Annotated in this window: 16 protein-coding genes; 9 read left to right on the top strand and 7 right to left on the bottom strand. The window is 63.1% G+C overall.

Features of this window, described 5'->3' with window-relative positions:
- Positions 1-169: 169 nt before the first annotated feature.
- Positions 170-823 (top strand): glutathione S-transferase family protein, encoded by a 654-nt coding sequence (locus GSQ89_RS25510; RefSeq protein ID WP_158930550.1) that lies wholly within the window; start codon positions 170-172, stop codon positions 821-823.
- 140 nt (positions 824-963) lie between these two features.
- Here the strand turns inward: GSQ89_RS25510 and GSQ89_RS25505 are convergent, their stop codons facing one another.
- The 6 genes from GSQ89_RS25505 to GSQ89_RS25480 form a co-directional block, all read right to left on the bottom strand.
- Positions 964-1,326 (bottom strand): nuclear transport factor 2 family protein, encoded by a 363-nt coding sequence (locus GSQ89_RS25505; RefSeq protein ID WP_158930548.1) that lies wholly within the window; start codon positions 1,324-1,326, stop codon positions 964-966.
- Positions 1,327-1,384: 58 nt separating this feature from the next.
- Positions 1,385-2,998: a GMC family oxidoreductase gene (locus GSQ89_RS25500; protein WP_158930546.1), complete on the bottom strand. Its 1,614-nt coding sequence runs from the start codon at positions 2,996-2,998 to the stop codon at positions 1,385-1,387.
- Between the two features lie 35 nt (positions 2,999-3,033).
- Positions 3,034-4,038 carry a TRAP transporter substrate-binding protein gene (locus tag GSQ89_RS25495; protein ID WP_158930544.1) on the bottom strand — a complete coding sequence of 335 codons (1,005 nt, stop codon included), beginning with the start codon at positions 4,036-4,038 and terminating at the stop codon, positions 3,034-3,036.
- Positions 4,039-4,064: 26 nt separating this feature from the next.
- Positions 4,065-5,909 (bottom strand): TRAP transporter large permease subunit, encoded by a 1,845-nt coding sequence (locus GSQ89_RS25490; RefSeq protein ID WP_158930542.1) that lies wholly within the window; start codon positions 5,907-5,909, stop codon positions 4,065-4,067.
- A 450-nt stretch (positions 5,910-6,359) separates the two neighbouring features.
- Entirely contained in the window at positions 6,360-6,893 is a 534-nt protein-coding gene (locus GSQ89_RS25485; RefSeq protein ID WP_158930540.1) for a hypothetical protein, read from the bottom strand.
- 528 nt (positions 6,894-7,421) lie between these two features.
- Positions 7,422-8,066 carry an RluA family pseudouridine synthase gene (locus GSQ89_RS25480; RefSeq protein WP_158930538.1) on the bottom strand — a complete coding sequence of 215 codons (645 nt, stop codon included), beginning with the start codon at positions 8,064-8,066 and terminating at the stop codon, positions 7,422-7,424.
- A gap of 78 nt (positions 8,067-8,144) precedes the next feature.
- On the opposite strand from GSQ89_RS25480, the gene GSQ89_RS25475 reads away from it, so the two are divergent.
- From GSQ89_RS25475 to GSQ89_RS25465, 3 genes are all read left to right on the top strand, one after another.
- Positions 8,145-9,344 carry a mandelate racemase/muconate lactonizing enzyme family protein gene (locus GSQ89_RS25475; protein WP_158930536.1) on the top strand — a complete coding sequence of 400 codons (1,200 nt, stop codon included), beginning with the start codon at positions 8,145-8,147 and terminating at the stop codon, positions 9,342-9,344.
- 55 nt (positions 9,345-9,399) lie between these two features.
- A complete protein-coding gene (locus GSQ89_RS25470; RefSeq protein WP_158930534.1) occupies positions 9,400-10,743 on the top strand; it encodes a Rieske 2Fe-2S domain-containing protein in 1,344 nt (447 codons plus the stop codon).
- 369 nt (positions 10,744-11,112) lie between these two features.
- A complete protein-coding gene (locus GSQ89_RS25465; protein ID WP_158930532.1) occupies positions 11,113-11,946 on the top strand; it encodes an alpha/beta hydrolase in 834 nt (277 codons plus the stop codon).
- Between the two features lie 37 nt (positions 11,947-11,983).
- Here GSQ89_RS25465 and GSQ89_RS25460 read toward each other — a convergent pair whose 3' ends face one another.
- On the bottom strand, positions 11,984-12,841 hold the full coding sequence (locus tag GSQ89_RS25460; RefSeq protein ID WP_158930530.1) for a hypothetical protein: 858 nt from the start codon (positions 12,839-12,841) through the stop codon (positions 11,984-11,986).
- A 630-nt stretch (positions 12,842-13,471) separates the two neighbouring features.
- Between GSQ89_RS25460 and GSQ89_RS25455 the strand changes: the two genes are divergently transcribed.
- The 5 genes from GSQ89_RS25455 to GSQ89_RS25435 all read left to right on the top strand — a co-directional run bounded on the left by GSQ89_RS25455 (position 13,472) and on the right by GSQ89_RS25435 (position 16,030).
- Positions 13,472-13,786 (top strand): AtpZ/AtpI family protein, encoded by a 315-nt coding sequence (locus GSQ89_RS25455; RefSeq protein ID WP_158930528.1) that lies wholly within the window; start codon positions 13,472-13,474, stop codon positions 13,784-13,786.
- A gap of 11 nt (positions 13,787-13,797) precedes the next feature.
- Positions 13,798-14,556: a F0F1 ATP synthase subunit A gene (locus GSQ89_RS25450; protein ID WP_158930526.1), complete on the top strand. Its 759-nt coding sequence runs from the start codon at positions 13,798-13,800 to the stop codon at positions 14,554-14,556.
- 76 nt (positions 14,557-14,632) lie between these two features.
- Positions 14,633-14,857, top strand: coding sequence for an ATP synthase subunit C family protein (locus GSQ89_RS25445; protein ID WP_158930524.1), 225 nt, complete (start codon positions 14,633-14,635; stop codon positions 14,855-14,857).
- A 59-nt stretch (positions 14,858-14,916) separates the two neighbouring features.
- Entirely contained in the window at positions 14,917-15,498 is a 582-nt protein-coding gene (locus GSQ89_RS25440) for a F0F1 ATP synthase subunit B' (protein ID WP_158930522.1), read from the top strand.
- 16 nt (positions 15,499-15,514) lie between these two features.
- Positions 15,515-16,030 carry a F0F1 ATP synthase subunit B gene (locus tag GSQ89_RS25435; protein WP_158930520.1) on the top strand — a complete coding sequence of 172 codons (516 nt, stop codon included), beginning with the start codon at positions 15,515-15,517 and terminating at the stop codon, positions 16,028-16,030.
- Positions 16,031-16,223 lie beyond the last annotated feature (193 nt).

Raw genomic sequence — 16,223 nt, 5'->3', positions numbered from 1 at the left:
CGGTGGGGAGATGAAGGCTGCTCATGACCTGAAGCTAGTTGTCACGCGATGCGACTGTCAACGATGGACAAATCGGACATGGAACGGGGTCGTCCTCAATCCCGGCGGGTTTGCCTTGACAGCCTGCCAGCCTCGCGGTCGATGATTTTGGCCAGGGAGGAGCCTCACGATGACCATCACCATTACCGCCTTTGAACGGTCACCCGATGGCGGCAAGGGACTGGCGCGTGATACGCGCGTTCGCTGGGCGCTTGAAGAAGTGGGCCAACCTTACGAGGTTCGCCTTGTTTCGTTTCGTGCGATGAAGGAGCCCGCGCATCGGGCGCTGCATCCTTTCGGCCAGATTCCGACCTATGAGGAAGGCGATCTCGCTTTGTTCGAGACAGGGGCGATCGTGTTCCATATCGCCGAACGCCATGCGGGCCTGCTGCCGGACGACGCCAATGCCCGGGCGCGCGCGATCACATGGATGTTTGCCGCGCTCAACACGGTGGAACCGCCGATCCTTGAACTCGTAACTGCCAGGATCACGGAGGGCGATAAGCCCTGGAGTCAGGAACGCCTGCCCCTGGTCGAGGATCGCATCCGCGACCGGCTGGACCAGCTTTCCGGTCGGCTGGGCCACGCCGATTGGCTGGATGGTGCGTTCAGCGCGGGCGATCTGATGATGGTGTCGGTGCTGCTCAGGTTGAGATTATCGGGCATTCTGGGCGAGTTTCCGAACCTGGCCGCCTATGTCGCCCGTGGCGAGGCGCGGGCCGCCTACAAGCGGGCTTTCGACGCTCAACTGGCGGTTAACACCGGCAAGCCACCGGCCGGCTGATTGAGGCCCGTCCTGGGTCCAGCCGGACCCGCCTGCTGGACCCAAATGACCTACCCGAACGACCAAGAACCACCGCGGCCAATTGGTTGATGTGGCAGTTGCCAATCCTGCGCACGGGATGTCGCGTTACAGAGTCCGCCTCAGGGTAGCTTGTCGAAAAACAGATAAAGGGCAGCAATCCGGCCGTCCTGGACAATGATGAAATCAGTCGCGGCGTAAGCTGGCGCCTCACCAGGACGGCTCGATACCCATTGGAGCCGTCCGCCATTGCCGAGTTCTTCGGGTTCGGCGATCGGCTGATATTGAAAGTCAGGGTGAGTGGCCTTGATCGCGCCCGCGACGCGATCGATCTCGTTGCGGCCGCGGCAGACGCCCCCAGGCTGGTAGAACACGCAATCTTCGGTAAAAATCTCGTCGATGGCCGCGCGCCGACGCTCGGGGTCATTTTCACCGAAAACGTCGTGAAGATTGCGGGTCAGCAAGGTCGATATGCTGTGGGACATGGCTTATCTGCTCTCGGCAGCGCGTGCGGATTGCGAAATCTCCGCCCAAACCGCTCCACTAGGCGGCCAGGGCCAGGGTATCGCGGATCATGTCGGCGGCTCTCTCGGCGATCATGATGGTGGGTGCATTGGTGTTGCCCGATGCCACGGTGGGCATGATCGAGGCATCCACGACGCGCAAACCGCTCAGCCCATGCACGCGAAGTTCCGCATCGACGACCGCCATGGGGTCGGTGCCCATCTTGCAGGTGCTGGTCGGGTGGAACACCGTTCCGCCCGTGCGGCGGGCGTGGTCCAGCATCTGCTCATCGGTCTGGACGTCGGGGCCGGGCAGGTATTCGGATTCGATGAAGTGCTGCATGCCGGGGTCGGCCAGCACGCGGCGGCAAGCTTGCAGGCCGGCGACGATGGCGCGCTGGTCGGTCTCGGCCGTCAGGTAGTTGGGGATCATCGCCGGCGGGTCGGCAGGGTTGGCGGTCTTCAGCTTGATCTCGCCGCGGCTGTCGGGGCGAAGCTGGTAGGCGATCAGGGTGAAGCCCGACCATTTGTGCAGGCCGTCCTGAGGCCGGTCGGCGCTGAACGGCGAGATGGAGCATTTGACGTCGGGCGATGCCAGCTCCGGCCGGGTGCGGATGAACATCGCGGCGGGCGAGACGCCCATGGTCAGGGCGCCGGTGCGGAACATCGCATATTGCAGACCGGCCTTCACTTTGCCGACGTTGCTGTTGACGATGTCGTTCAGCGTGACGGGAAGGCGCGCGCGCAGCTTGATCGGCGCGGAGTAGTGGTCCTGCAGGCTTTGTCCCACGCCTTGCAGATGATGCACCACCGGGATGCCGAGGTCCGTCAGATGGTCGGCGGGGCCAATGCCAGACAGCATCAGCAGTTGCGGCGAGTTGATGGCGCCGCCGCACAGGATGACCTCCCGCGTCGCGCGTATCGTGGTGGGGACGCCGTTGTGGCGGAAGGCGACTCCGGTGGCGCGCTTGCCGTCGAACAGGATGCGTTCGGAGAGTGCTCGTGTGATCACGCGCAGGTTGGGGCGTTTCATCGCCGGGCGCAGATACCCGACGGCGGTGGAGCAGCGGCGGCCGTTGCGCGTGGTGGTCTGGTGGTAGCCGACGCCATCCTGGACGGCGCCGTTGAAGTCGTCGTTGCGAGGGATGCCGCAGGCGACGGCGGCGTTGACGAAGGCCTCGGAGATCGGATCGTTGCGGGCGACGTCGGAGACGCACAAGGGGCCGTCGGTGCCATGGTAGTCGTCGCGGCCGCAGGTCTGGTGTTCGGCGCGTTTGAAATATGGCAGGCAGTCGTCGTACGACCAGCCGGCGTTGCCGAGTTGACGCCAATGGTCGAAGTCTTCCTTCTGACCGCGGATGTAGACCATACCGTTGATGGAGCTTGATCCACCCAGCACTTTTCCGCGCGGCCAGAAGATTTTCCGGCCGCCGATGCTGGGGTCCGCCTCGGTTTCGTAGCACCAGTTCACCGCTGCGTTGGCGAAGTTCTTGCCAAAGCCCAACGGGATGTGAATCCACGGATTGCTGTCGGCGCCGCCGGCTTCCAGCAGGACGACCTTGACGTTTGGGTCCTCACTGAGACGAGCGGCCATGACGCAGCCGGCTGAACCGGCACCGATGACGATGAAGTCCGCGTCTGGTTCGTTTGCCATTGGTTTCCCCTTCGTTTGCTGGTCTTGCGTGATTTTCAGGTTGAGCCGAGTTGCTTGCGCGCGAAGTCGAGAAAATCTTTTCCCACCGCGGATTCGAACTGAGCGTAGACCGGTCGTGTTGTTTCGATGAACGACGCCTTTTCCTCCGGCGTCAATTCGTTCACCTGCATCAGGGTTTTCAGCTTGGTCAGAGATTTTTCGATCTCGCCTGGCTGTTCCCGCCATTGCCAGTCCATCGCGGTTTTCAGCGCCTGCGCCATCATCCCTTGTTCGTCCTTGTCCAGGCTCTGCCATAGCGGCCGGTTGATCGCGATCAGGAAGAAGTCGGTGGTGTGGCCATCGAGCGAGAGATACTTGGTGACCTCGTAGAACTTGTAGGAGACGAGGTCGGGCAGGGGGTATTCGAAGCCGTCGACGACGCCCTGTTGCAGGGCCAGGTAGAGTTCCGACGGGTCCATCGCCACCGCGGTGGCGCCGAGCGCTCGGAAGGTCTGGATGTAGACCTGGCTGTTGATCACTCGGATTTTCAGGCCGGCGCAATCGGCGGGCTTGTGGATGGGACGCAGCTTGTTGACGATGTGGCGGCCGCCGATCAGCCAGTAGCCAATGATCTGGAAGCCAGTCGATTCGCCCATCGACGCGATGCGTTGCCCAAGGGCGCCGTCGAGTGCCGTCTTCAACTGGTCGGCTGAAGGAACGATGTAGGGCAGGGTGAACGCATCCAGCGGCTTCATGAATTTGGAAAACCACGCCGACACGGCCATGGTCATTTGCAACGACCCGGTCTGCACCGACGACATCATCTCGGGGATCGTGCCAAGTTGCGAGTCGGGATAGACCTGGACCTTCAGCTTGCCGGACGACAGTTTGGCCAGTTCGTCGCCGAACATCACACAGGCGCGGTGGTAGATGCTATCGGCTGGCAACATGCTGCCGTAGCGCAGCACGCGAGCGCGCTGGCCGATCGCCGGTGCGGCGAGGCCGCTCATGCCCGCGATACCGAGCGTGGATGCGATGACTCGTCGTCTTGTTGTTTGCATGGATGGAGTCCCCCCGTATTTCTTGTTTAGTGCATACCGAAATAGTGCGGAACCCAGACGGTGATTTGCGGGAACAGCACGACAATCACCAACCCCAGGACGAGAAACGCACTGTAAATCAGGCTGGGGCGCATCGTTGCGTTCACCGGGGCCTCGCCGATCGCGCAGGCGATGTAATAGCCGATGCCGATGGGTGGCAGGAAAACGCCGATGCCCACAGCCATGGTCAGCACTATGCCGTATTGCAGCGGATCGATGCCAGCGCGTGTCGCGACGGGCAGCAGGATCGGAGCGGCGATCAGGATCGCCGGTATGCCTTCCAGGATGAAGCCCACCACGACCATGACGATGACGGTGCCGAGCAGGAAGATGGTGGGGCTGTGCAGTGACGCGAAGGCGGCGGCAAGCGTACGCCCCAGCCCGTCGATAACGATCGCCTGCGACACCAGGTTGGAGGTGGAGACCATGAACAGCACCATGCCGGCGGTTAGCGCGGCGTCGCGCAAGGCGATGCAGCCGGTCCGCAGGCCGATGCTGCGATATACCACGATGGCGGCGGCGAAGCCGTAGACGACGGCGAAGGTTGCCGACTCGGTGGGGGAGGCGATGCCGCCGATGATGCCGCCCACGACGATCACCGGCACCAGGAAGGCCGGCACTGCCTGCGGGGTGCGGCGCAGGGCTCGGCTCAGGCGGAACGGTGGTCCCTTGAGGTGGCCGAACAGGTGGCTGCGGACGATGACCACGGCGATCAGCACCAGCGCCAGGATCGCCGCCGGCAGCAGTCCGGCCAGGAACAGCGACCCCACCGACAGGGTGGTGATGGAGCCGAGGACGAGCAGCATCAGCGAGGGCGGGATGGTTTCGCCCATGGCGGCACTCGCGGCCAGAACGGCGACGGATTCCGTTGGCGGATAGCCGTAGTCGCGCAACGGTGTTTTCATCACGCCGCCCACCGTCGCGATGTCGGCCGCCTTCGATCCGCTGAGGCCGGAGAACACGTACATCGCCACAACCTGTGCGACCAGCAGGCCGCCGGTCCAATGGCCCACCCATTCCTGCACCGTGTCGATCATGCGGCGTGCCATGCCGGTGACTTCCATCAGCGTGCCGGCGACCATGAAGAACGGCACGGCGAGCAGGATGAAGCTGGTTACGCCGTACTGCATCGAAGATGGGACGCTGGTGATCGGTGCGTCACCTGTGAGCACGAAATACAGCAGGCCGGCGAGTGCCAGGACGCCGGCGATCGGCACGCCGGTGACGAAGGCGACCACCAGTGCGGGCACGATCAGCAGGAACGGGTCGATCTCGATGACGTCGAGATAGTAGGCTCGCCGCAGCGCGACCGCGGTTAGGGCCATGGCCGCGCCGACCGCGATGCCGATGAGGATTGCGCGCCCGTTCAGGGCGCAGAGTTTCTCGATCGTGAACAAACAGAACAGCAGGAGGCCGAGGCCGAGCCACATCGCGACGAAGGCGGAGCTGAGGCCGATTACCTGCAATGTTTGCGTTAGCTGTCCGGCGAAGAACGCGGGATAGGCGGCCAGTGCGACGACGCAGACGGCAAGGAAGATGACCAGGCCGCTCGCCCGCAGCGCTTGTCTGTTGGGACTGTCTGATCGATCGATCAGTGCGGTGTAGGCCATGCCCGCGCCGCGCCGGAAATACGCCGGCGCGCCGAGGAAGGTGATGATGGAGATCAGGATGGTCCAGACATCGGATGCCCAGGGGAAGTCCTGATTGGTCAGATACCGCACAACCGCGTTGCTGAACGTGACAGCGATATTGACGATGATGGTGACGACCACCAGCGCCTCGACCGCAAAGACAAGCCTGTCCAGCGACTGACGACGAAAGACGGCCGTCATACGGCAACGACCGTGAACCACGCATTCGCGTCGTTGATCACTATTCCCCCCTGAACCCTTGCTTTGCGGCCAATCGTGGACCGCGCCGGTTGGGCCGTCCAGAGGGCGGGTGTGGATATGCCCGGAACAACCGCGGTGTGCGCCGAACGGACCTCGACGGGGCGGGGCATCAACGTCCGTTTTCCATAAACCAAAAGCCACCGGTCATGGCGGCAGCGGCTCATAATCGTCATGGCTATCGGTCAAAACGTCTGTGCGGAGGTACTAGTCGATCTAATCTGACGTTTGCATCCGATTAGGGATGCCCCTGGATTGTTGCACGTGTGAGTCCGGCGGATACGCAAATGGATCGCCACTGACATCTTGTGGCGATCGGAACAGCCCGTAAAAGCAGGTCGGGCGGCGATCAATTGCTTCCTGGCCGAGGCCAACCACAACCCATGCCCGCACCTAAGTCAGAACGCCGCTTGTCCGGAGGCGCTCAACGAATTGTAGAACATTCTTCGAAATGTTTACGGCTCGTGACCGCTGGTGCCGGGCTGCGCCAGAAAAATACGCCTTGTCGCTTCCAGCCTCTGTGTAGATTTCAGTCTTTAGCAGCTCCTGTCCAGACGCGTTTAGCACAGTATATCTAATTGAAAGTTTCCCATTGAATGATCCAAAACTCCAGGCGGCTTCGCTGGCAACCAGAACATCGGCTTTGATCTTGTACTTGATTGCAGAGTCAGGTGTAAATAGTTTCGATTTCGCCAGAGCTATATCCAGGGATTCACGAACCGACTCGTCAATGCCTTCGTAATTGTTAATCCCAGGATCGATCGTGGCGGCAATCTCGTAGGAACACGAACAGATTGGGTTCTGATTCGGTTCGACCTTGTCAAGCTGGTCTGCCGCGATTTTCGGGCCGGCACATCCTTCGAGCACGACCAGCAGGGCGAACAGCCACGCGATCCGTATCCGTCCGATATCGAAAACGATTTTCATGCTACGCCCTATCTCCGGTATCCCATCCCGTTGCCGTCCAGTTCACGGAATTCGGCTTTCCGATAAGGCGAACATCCATCTCCCGAAAATCTTAACAGCCCAGTTCGGTCGGGATTACGCTCGGTGCCAGCTAGGGGAGGGCCAAATCTCAAAAAACCGCCGCGTTTCACGCCGCTCACAGAAGCGTGATAGCACGCCGCCGCTCCGATGTCCATGCGGCCGTTACGCGGCTCGTTGAAGAACGTTCCATAATAGAGCGTGACACCGTCCAGAACGCAGGGGGGCGTCAGGATAAGCTGATCTGATCCAGCCGGTGGAAGTCGGGTTTGGATGAGGACTGGTAGATATAATCTGATGTCTGCATCCGATTGGGGCTTCCCCTGGATAGCTGCGATTGACATCTCTGATACCGACCGCCAGCGCCTTGTGGCGATTGCTAACCTCGACCCACGCCCGGCCCGATGGACAAAAGGCCCACAAAGGTCATCGCAGCGGTAAAAAGGGACACCAAGTGTTGGATTCTAGCGGCTAGCCGCGGAAGCCACATTGTCGCAGGGCGGCCAGCATGTGCGGCGGTGGTTCGGCGGAGACATCCACCGCCGGATCGAGCGGCACGTGGATCGCGCGCGCCAGCAGATGCAGGCCGCCGCCGGCCGAGCCATATCGCTCATCGCCGAGAATCGGTGCGCCGAGCGCGGCGCAATGCACGCGGATCTGGTGCGTGCGCCCGGTGCGTGGCGTCAATTCCAGCCAGGTTCTGTCCCGGGTTCGGCCACGCACCTGCCAGTCGGTGGTAGCGGATTGGCCCGACCGCTCATCAACGATCATGTGCCAGCCGCGTGGACTGGTGACCCGGCGCAACGGGGCGGCGATCATGCCCCGATCGCTGGAGACCTGGCCGGAAACCACAGCCCAATAGGTCTTGCGCACATCACCGGACGCAAACAAGGCCTGCGCCGCCAGCAACGCGGCCCGCCGCAGCGCGATGACCAGGCAACCGGCGGTATCGGCGTCCAGTCGGTGTGCCAGCCACGGTCCGTCCTTGCGGCGTGACAGCAACGGAAACCAGTCCTCGACGCTGCGGCCGCCAGCAGGACCGCCATGCACCGGCAATCCCGCCGGCTTATCGAGCACGACGAAGCGCTGGTCCTGGAACAGGATGCGTGGGTCCATCGCCCAGCCATACCGTATTCCGCCATTTGCCCGCCACCCGGCACCGGGCGTACTCTCCGCCGCCAGGAGGATTCGTCCATGAAAATCGCGCGCATCGAAACGTTCCTGTTCGACCCCGGAACCGCCAAGAACCTGCTGTTTTGCCGTGTCGAAACCGAAAGCGGCCTGCACGGTTGGGGTGAGGCCTACGTCACCCCCGGCAAGGAACCGGTCATCGAACACCTGCTGCGCGACCTGGCCAAATACATGATCGGCCGCGACGCGTTCAGCATCCGCCACACCGCCCAGGTGGTGTTCGAGGATTTCGCGATGCGCCGAACCTCGCTCGACCTGATGTCGGCGTGGAGTGCGATCGAAATCGCCCTGTGGGACATCGTTGCGAAAAATGCCGGCCAGCCGCTGTACAACATCCTCGGCGGCGCCTCCCGCGAACGCGTGAAGGTCTACGCGAACGGCTGGTCCAGCGGCACCGACAGCATCGAGAAAAACCTCGAACGCGCTCTGGCGGTCAAAGCCGCCGGCTACACCGCGTTGAAGTGGGACCCGTTCCCCGGCCCGTGGCGTAATTTCATCCATCGCGAGGACGAAGACCACGTCGTCAACTACGTCCGCCAAATGCGTCAGGCGCTCGGCCCTGACTTTACTTTGCTGGTCGAAGTACACCGCCGCCTCGCCCCGATGCACGCCATCCGCATCGGCCAGCGTATCGCCGAATATGATATCGGTTGGTACGAAGAACCTTGCTTATGCGACAACATCGAGCTGGTAGCCGAAGTCCGGCGCGCGTTGCCGATGCCAATCGTTACGGGCGAGGCAATCTACTCCAAGGAGGGATTCGCCCAGGCCCTGGCGGCCCGAGCCGCCGACATCATCAACCCGGATATCTGCAACTGCGGCGGCATTTCCGCGATGCTCGACATAGCCGCGATGGCGCAGCCGCACGCGGTAGCGATTTCCCCGCACAACTACAATTCGACATTGGTCGGCCTGGCCGCGACGGTGCAGCTTTCCGCCATGATCCCGAATTTCTGGATCGCCGAGTGCTTCATCAACCTGAAACCCGCCTGCGACGAAATCGCGGTGACGCCGCTGACCGTCCACGACAGTTTCGTCGATCTGCCGACCACGCCCGGCATCGGCATCGACCTGGACGTCGCCCGCCTGCGAGCCAAACCCTATCGCGACATGGGCACCCGGATGGGGAAGGGGCTGCGGTCCTACACCGAGGAGTTTCCCCGCAAGCACTACGCCGCCGCAGCGACGCGGACGGGATATTGATCCGGCGGCCCTACGGCGTTGCCGTGCACGACAAGAAAAAGGGGAGGATGACACAATGCTGACGGAAGCCGACAACGTCCTGCTGACCCGTACTGGTCCGAAAACGCCGATGGGCCAACTCTTCCGCCATTTCTGGCAACCGGTCCTGCTCAGCACCGAATTGCCCGAACCCGACGGCCCGCCAGTCCGGGTCACGATCCTCGGCGAAGACCTTCGGGCCTTCCGGGCCACCGACGGGACCGTCGGTCTCGTCTCCCCGCGCTGCCCTCATCGCGGTGCCGACCTGTTTTTTGGCCGTAATGAGGAAGGCGGCATCCGTTGCGTTTATCACGGTTGGAAGTTCGGCGTTGACGGCCGCTGCCTCGCCTTGCCGACGATGGACCCCGGCCCAGCGAGGCAGCGCGCGGAAGATAATGTGCATCTGCTGGCCTACCCCACGCAGGAAGCCGGGGGATTCGTCTGGGCCTATCTCGGCCCGCGCGAACACAAACCGCCTCTGCCCGAACTTGAATTTGCGCTATTGCCCGCCTCGCATGTTTTCGTTTCCAAAAAGCTGCAACAATGCAATTGGGCGCAGGCGTGCGAAGGCGGACTCGACACCGCGCATTTCTCCTTCCTTCACATGGCCATCTCCGACGCCGACGACGTCACCGTCCGGCTGCTGGCCAAAGTCTCCTCCGGTACCGATACAGTCCGCTGGATGCGCGACGACGGCGCCCCGCGTTTCACCATCGCCGACCACCCGGCTGGCCTCGTTCTCGGCGCCGCTCGGCGAGGCGACCCGGGCCAGACCTATTGGCGGGTCAGCCAGTTTCTGATGCCCAACCACGGCCTGGCGCCGAACGCCTTTCCGGGCGAGAACTACCACGGCCAGTGCTGGGTGCCGATCGACGACACGTCGTGCTGGGTCCACACCTACACCTGGAACCCGGAACGTCCGCTGACGGATGCGGAACGTGCGCGCTTCCGCGCCGGATCAGGCGTCCATGCAGAGGTCGATGCGCACTACATTCCCCTGCGCCGGCGGGAGAACGACTATCTGATCGATCGTGCCAAACAGAAGACCGAAAGCTATACCGGCATCGAGGGCGTGTCCGAGCAGGATGCCTGCATCCAGGACAGCCAGGGCCTGATTGCTGACCGCTCGACCGAACATCTGGGGCCGACGGATATGGGCGTAATCCGTTTCCGCCGCCTGGTCCTGGAGGCGGCCCGCTCCCTGGCAAATGGGACGATTCCCGACGCTCTGACGCATGCGGCTGCGTATCGGGTCCGGGCTGGCGGCGCCGTCGCACAATCGGATAAGACCCTCCCCGAGGTAATGCGAATTCGTTTCGGACACGAACACGGACTTGTCCCGGTTAGTGCTGATTTGGCTAAATCCCGTGTATCGGCTTAAGGCGATGCCAAATAGCGTTGCCGCCAACCCTTGATCCGTCATGCCATGGCGCCAGTCCGGGTCATCTGATCCAGCACGGCACGGCGTGGATCCCTACGCAGCCTTCGGCACCCACCGCCGGGTCTTGCGCGCCGCGTGCAATGCAGACGATACTTGGCCTTATATTATCCCGCAGTACGGGTGGACGGCGGCGACTGTCATGCCCCGATGACACCCTGGTACGCAGAGGCCCCACCGGCTGGACAACGCACGGGATGACGATAACACTCCAGCCTGGACAATGGGGCTGGACCAAGTGCAATCCGCCCGCCTGAAGCGGCGCGCCGATAATCGTGGTTCGGCGTTTCTCGCCAGAATGGGTCAGTAAATATGCGAACCGAACTTATTTCGATCGAAACCGACACAATTCCCCTGGACGGTGCCTTGCACCTGCCGGATGGGCAGCCGACCGTCGGCGCGGTGCTGCTGTTTCATGGCAACACGATGAATTTCTATGTCGGCGCGCCACGGTTCCTGCCGCCGGCGCTCACCGCGATGGGCTATGCATGCCTGGCGTTCAACCGCCGTGGCCACGACATCCTGAGCATCCGTGACAGCCGCGCGGCCGAGGGCGCGGCGTTTCAACTGACGGCGGACGGAATCGAGGACAACCGCATTGCCGCGAAGTGGATGGCCGACCAGGGGTTTCCGCCGCCCGTCATCATCGGTCACAGCAACGGCGGCATGCTGGCCGTGCCGCATGTCGTGGCGCATCCTGACACGCCGGCACTGATCCTGCTGTCGGCGCACGGCGGCGGAAAGGAAGGTCTGCGCCGGTCAAGCCAGGCCGGCCTCATGGCGGGCGATCGTCTGGAGGAACTCACCGCCCAGGCTCGGGCCATGGTCGCGGCCGGCCGTGGGCGGGAGCTGATGCTCATGCCGGGCTGGTGGTACGTCATCACCCCGGAAAGTTTCCTCGACCGGCGAAGCGCGATGCCCGACACCCTGGAACTGGCACCGTCCATTGCATGCCCTATCCTGTATATACGCGGGGACCAGGAAGACCCGGAAACCTATCCCGCCGAGGCGTTCCGCGACCGCGCCGCGGGTGTCTGCGAGGTCGATATCATCCCCAACTGCGATCACTTCTATCGTGGGGGGCAGGACGCGGTCATCGAGCGCGTGACGGCATGGCTGCGGAAAACGCTGCCGCGGCAAGGATGAATCGGGTCATACCGGTCGCCGGTATGACCCCGTCCAATCAGTAAACGTCGCGGCTGCGTCCACCCAGCGCCGCGGCCACGCTGGCGATGAATGCGCCGATCAGCATCGAGAAGAACGTATAGAAGGAAAGCGCCGCCACTGCCTTCCTGCTCTGGTCGGCTGCCGCTTTGACTTTCTGTTCCGCGGCTTGTTCCTCACCGATCAGGTTATCCACGCGCTTGCGCGCATCGTCCTGGGAAATCCCGGTCCGTTCGGCCACCAGTCGTGCGAGGTACGTCTTGTCGCCGTCGGGGACCGATCCATTCCGTATCCCCATTGCCAGGATGCGGGTCGCTTCGGGACGCGGGTCCTGGCCTGAACTCGCCTGTGAGTCGGATCGAAACAACTGATCGATGTAGTATCCGCCTGGTGCCGCCGACTGCGCGGCCCCCTGGCTTGCCCCAGACGCCGCGCCGGCCGCCAGGCTGGTTGCGGCGTGGACACTACCGCCGACGATTGACGAAACGGCTGAGGTCAGCAGGCCGATGCCGATCACCGATGCAACGGCCCAGGCCAGCAGACCGTGCGCGGTGTCGCGGAAAAACACCTCGTGGACATGCACGCCCGCCCAATGCGTGCGCAACCGCCCCGTCAGGTAGCCGCCGAGCGCGGCGGACAGCCACTGGACGACGATAAGCCATATTGCCGTGATAACGGTGAAGCCCGTCACCGAAACCCCGCTGCCTGGCCATGGCGAGACGGAAGAGAGGCTCAACCCCGACCCAAGTGCCACCAACAGGATCGTGACCGCCGCCATGACGAAGGCGCCGGCGATAATGGCACCCCACGAGACGGCCGACACCGATGTCTCGGCGACCAGAGCGCCGGGATCGGTGGGCATTGTTGTTGTCTGCATCGCTGTTCTCCGGTCGGTTGGGACTCAGTGCCAGAGCAGCACAAGCAAAATGATGATCGGGATCGGCACGCCCAGCAGCCAAAGAAGAATTCCCGGTCCCATGATTTCCTCCTGTTATAATCTGCAAGATCACGCAAGCGGGAGCGCTGTCGTGTGTCACGCGCATGCAACATTGGCGGTGCGGAGCGAATTGGTAATCAAGCGCTGGTGAGCGACGATGCGGGGCACGGTCTGTTGTCGGCAGGCATCACCAATGATCTCGGTTCCGTGTTGGAAAGCAGGCAAATCAATCCACCGGACATCTGTCCTGACATCCCGGCGCCGTCGTGACGGCCAGCCTGAGTCCAATTGTTGTGACATGATCGGCCCGCTACGCGGTGTGCCGGTTTGGGCCCCATTCAGCCGTATCGTCCTATTGGGCAATGTGCGACGGTCGCAAACCGCCGTCGCGACGGCATGGACGACGGCCGATCGCGCATCGAGGCGGGTTCGCGCAGGCCTGCCACGGTGGCCATCCGGCAACGGTGGGTTTCATTCCGGGCGGCAAATCGACCAAGCGTTCTTGACACCCGTCCCCCCCGTCGGTAGCAAGCGCCGGCTTTCCGGCATGTAATGTTGCCAGGAGCGAGCATGAGTCAGGATGACGGCGACCCGGGGCCCTCTTTTGAGGATCGCCTGAAGGTCGCCCGAAGCAAGCAGGGTCTCGACGCCCCGCCGACGCCACCCGGACAGGATGGCCTTGGCGGCTCCGCGTGGGGAATCGGCGCGCGGGTTGGGGTAGAGTTGGTTTCGGCTCTTGTGGTGGCGGTCGCCATCGGTTACGGGCTGGACCGGATTTTCCACACCACCCCGATCCTGACGGCGGTGTTCGTCCCCCTGGGCGGTGCGGCGGGCGTGGCAAACCTTTGGCGTGTGTTCGCGCCAAAGCAGTCTGATCGAGGGTAGGAGCGCACAGCGTGGCGGCCGAGGGTTCAAGCAGCATCGACGCGCTGGGGCAGTTCCAGCTTCATCCGGCCCTGGGCGGCATTGGCGCCTCGGTGAATTTCACCCAGTCGAACCTGATGATGGTGGTCGCCAGCCTGTTGGTGCTGGCCCTGCTGTGGTTTGGCATGAAGCCGCGGGCGATGGTGCCGGGCCGGCTGCAGGCGGCGGCCGAACTGGCCTACGAGTCCATGATGTCGATGTGCGTCGAGCAGATCGGCCCGGAAGGCCGCAAATTCTTTCCGTTCGTGTTCACCCTGTTCTTCTTCATCCTGTTCGGCAACCTGCTGGGCGTCTTCCCCTATTTCTTCACCTTCACCAGCCACATCATGGTGACGCTGGCGCTGGCCCTGCTGGTATTCGTGCTGGTGACGGCGGTGGCGATCAAGGAACACGGGCTGCATTTCTTCAGTTACTTCCTGCCGCAGGGCATCCCGATGGTGCTGGCGCCGCTGTTGGTCGTGATCGAGGTGATCTCCTACCTCTCGCGCGTCATCTCCCTGTCGGTTCGCCTGTTCGCCAACATGATGGCTGGGCATGTTATGCTGGAGGTATTTGGCGCCTTTATCATCATGCTGAGCGGTCTGGGATGGCTGGGCTACTTCCCGGCCGGACTGTCGTTCGGGCTCAATACCATCCTGATCGGGTTCGAACTGCTGGTGGCGGTTCTGCAGGCTTATGTGTTTGCGGTGTTGACCTGCATCTATCTGCATGACGCGGTTCACCTGCACTGAGTGTCACTTCTCAACCCCTGAACAACCGGGCTGACGTCTCAGCCCGCGCGCTGGATAATCGAAAGGAAATAGAACTATGGATCTCGCTTCCGCCAAGATGATTGGTGCCGGTCTTGCCGTGATCGCTCTCGCGGGCGTCGGCGTCGGCATCGGCAACATTTTCGCCGCCCTCGTCTCCAGCGTGGCCCGCAATCCCGCCGCGCGCGACCGGGTGTTCGGGCTCGCGATCTTGGGCTTCGCGCTGACGGAAGCCGTCGCGCTGTACGCCCTGGTTATCGCCTTCATCATTCTCTTCGTCTGACAAAGGCGAACGCGCTCATGCTTTGTTCGAAGAAAGTCCAAGCGCGTTCGGCAGGCACTATGAAACTGTCCCGCTGGACCATACCGCTACTGGGAACGGGTTTGTCGATGCTGCCCGTCGCCGCGATGGCGGAAGGGATGCCTCAGCTCGACTTCAGCACGCCGCTGACGACCAGCCAGGTGGTTTGGGGCGCGATCATTTTCGCGCTGCTTTACTGGATTCTTTCCCGCGCCGGGTTGCCGCTGGTGGCATCGGTGCTGGAGGAGCGGGGGACGAAGATCGCCAGGGACCTGGATGAGGCCCGCGCGGCCAAGGCCAGTGCCGATGCCGGCATGGCGGAAGCCGATCAGGCGACTGCCAAGGCGCGGGCCGAGGCTCAGGCGGCGATCAATGCCGCCCTGGACGAGGCGAAGAAGAAAGCCGCGGAGCAAGCCGAGGCGCTGAACGCAAGGTTGGAAAAGCGGTTGCAGGATTCGGAAGCGCAGATCGCCCAGGCCCGTGTTTCGGCAATGAGTGCGTTACGCCAGGTGGCCACGGAAACCGCGACGACGGTGGTCACCCGATTGACCGGGACGGCGCCGGATGCCGGCCGTCTGGATACCGCGATCGGGTCGGCCCTCGCCGCTCGCGGTATCGGCTGAATAGGAGCAGAGCATCATGCACCCCGAGGCAAGCTTCTTCGCCGAACCCAGAAACTGGGTTGTCCTGGCGTTTTTCCTGTTCTTCATCCTGTTCGGGAAGAAGCTGTGGGGCGCGCTGGCCGGCATTCTCGATGCCCGAGCCGTCAACGTGAAGGCGGAACTCGAGGAAGCCTCAAGGCTACGCCGGGAAGCCGAGGCGATGCTGCGCGATGCCGAAAAGCAGCGTGCGGATGCGTTGGCCGATGCAAAGGCGCTGATCGAGGGGGCGCGTGCCGAAGCCAGCCGGTTGACCACCGCCGCCGCCGCCGAAGCCGAAGCGTCCGCCAAGCGTCGTGAGCAAATGGCGATCGACCGGATCGCCGCCGCCGAAAAGGCCGCCGTCGACGACGTCCGTCTCGCCGCCGCCGATATCGCGACCACCGCCGCTCGGCATGTGCTGGCCGAAGGCCTGACCACCGACGCGGATTCGCTGCTGATCGACCACGCGATCACCCAATTGCCGACGGCACTGGCCGCCCGCCGGGCGGCCTGAGGCGGGCCGAGGGCTTCACCGCCCGTAGGTGCCGGAACGAAGGCACCGGCCTGTCCCTGTGTCATGGTTCGGCGCGTTCTCACCGTTATGGCCGGGTATCTCCCGGCCATCTTCGCATCGGCGGGTGAAGCGCGGATAGCCGGGCCGAGCTTGGCCCACGGGGGCTAAGCCGCGGCCGATCTGGCCAGCCATT

Origin of the sequence: Acidisphaera sp. S103, assembly GCF_009765975.1 — a bacterium.
In the GTDB taxonomy this organism is placed as follows: Bacteria; Pseudomonadota; Alphaproteobacteria; order Acetobacterales; family Acetobacteraceae; genus Rhodopila.
The sequence above is the reverse complement of the archived record's forward strand: the minus strand, read 5'-3'. Positions and strand labels throughout refer to the sequence as shown.

Coding starts and splice junctions, on each gene's coding strand:
- GSQ89_RS25475 (WP_158930536.1), top strand. CDS start 8,145: ATGAAAATCGCGCGCATCGAAACGTTCCTGTTCGACCCCGGAACCGCC.
- GSQ89_RS25470 (WP_158930534.1), top strand. CDS start 9,400: ATGCTGACGGAAGCCGACAACGTCCTGCTGACCCGTACTGGTCCGAAA.
- GSQ89_RS25510 (WP_158930550.1), top strand. CDS start 170: ATGACCATCACCATTACCGCCTTTGAACGGTCACCCGATGGCGGCAAG.
- GSQ89_RS25485 (WP_158930540.1), bottom strand. CDS start 6,893: ATGAAAATCGTTTTCGATATCGGACGGATACGGATCGCGTGGCTGTTC.
- GSQ89_RS25460 (WP_158930530.1), bottom strand. CDS start 12,841: ATGCAGACAACAACAATGCCCACCGATCCCGGCGCTCTGGTCGCCGAG.
- GSQ89_RS25500 (WP_158930546.1), bottom strand. CDS start 2,998: ATGGCAAACGAACCAGACGCGGACTTCATCGTCATCGGTGCCGGTTCA.
- GSQ89_RS25480 (WP_158930538.1), bottom strand. CDS start 8,066: ATGGACCCACGCATCCTGTTCCAGGACCAGCGCTTCGTCGTGCTCGAT.
- GSQ89_RS25435 (WP_158930520.1), top strand. CDS start 15,515: ATGCACCCCGAGGCAAGCTTCTTCGCCGAACCCAGAAACTGGGTTGTC.
- GSQ89_RS25490 (WP_158930542.1), bottom strand. CDS start 5,909: ATGACGGCCGTCTTTCGTCGTCAGTCGCTGGACAGGCTTGTCTTTGCG.
- GSQ89_RS25440 (WP_158930522.1), top strand. CDS start 14,917: ATGAAACTGTCCCGCTGGACCATACCGCTACTGGGAACGGGTTTGTCG.
- GSQ89_RS25465 (WP_158930532.1), top strand. CDS start 11,113: ATGCGAACCGAACTTATTTCGATCGAAACCGACACAATTCCCCTGGAC.
- GSQ89_RS25505 (WP_158930548.1), bottom strand. CDS start 1,326: ATGTCCCACAGCATATCGACCTTGCTGACCCGCAATCTTCACGACGTT.
- GSQ89_RS25445 (WP_158930524.1), top strand. CDS start 14,633: ATGGATCTCGCTTCCGCCAAGATGATTGGTGCCGGTCTTGCCGTGATC.
- GSQ89_RS25455 (WP_158930528.1), top strand. CDS start 13,472: ATGAGTCAGGATGACGGCGACCCGGGGCCCTCTTTTGAGGATCGCCTG.
- GSQ89_RS25495 (WP_158930544.1), bottom strand. CDS start 4,038: ATGCAAACAACAAGACGACGAGTCATCGCATCCACGCTCGGTATCGCG.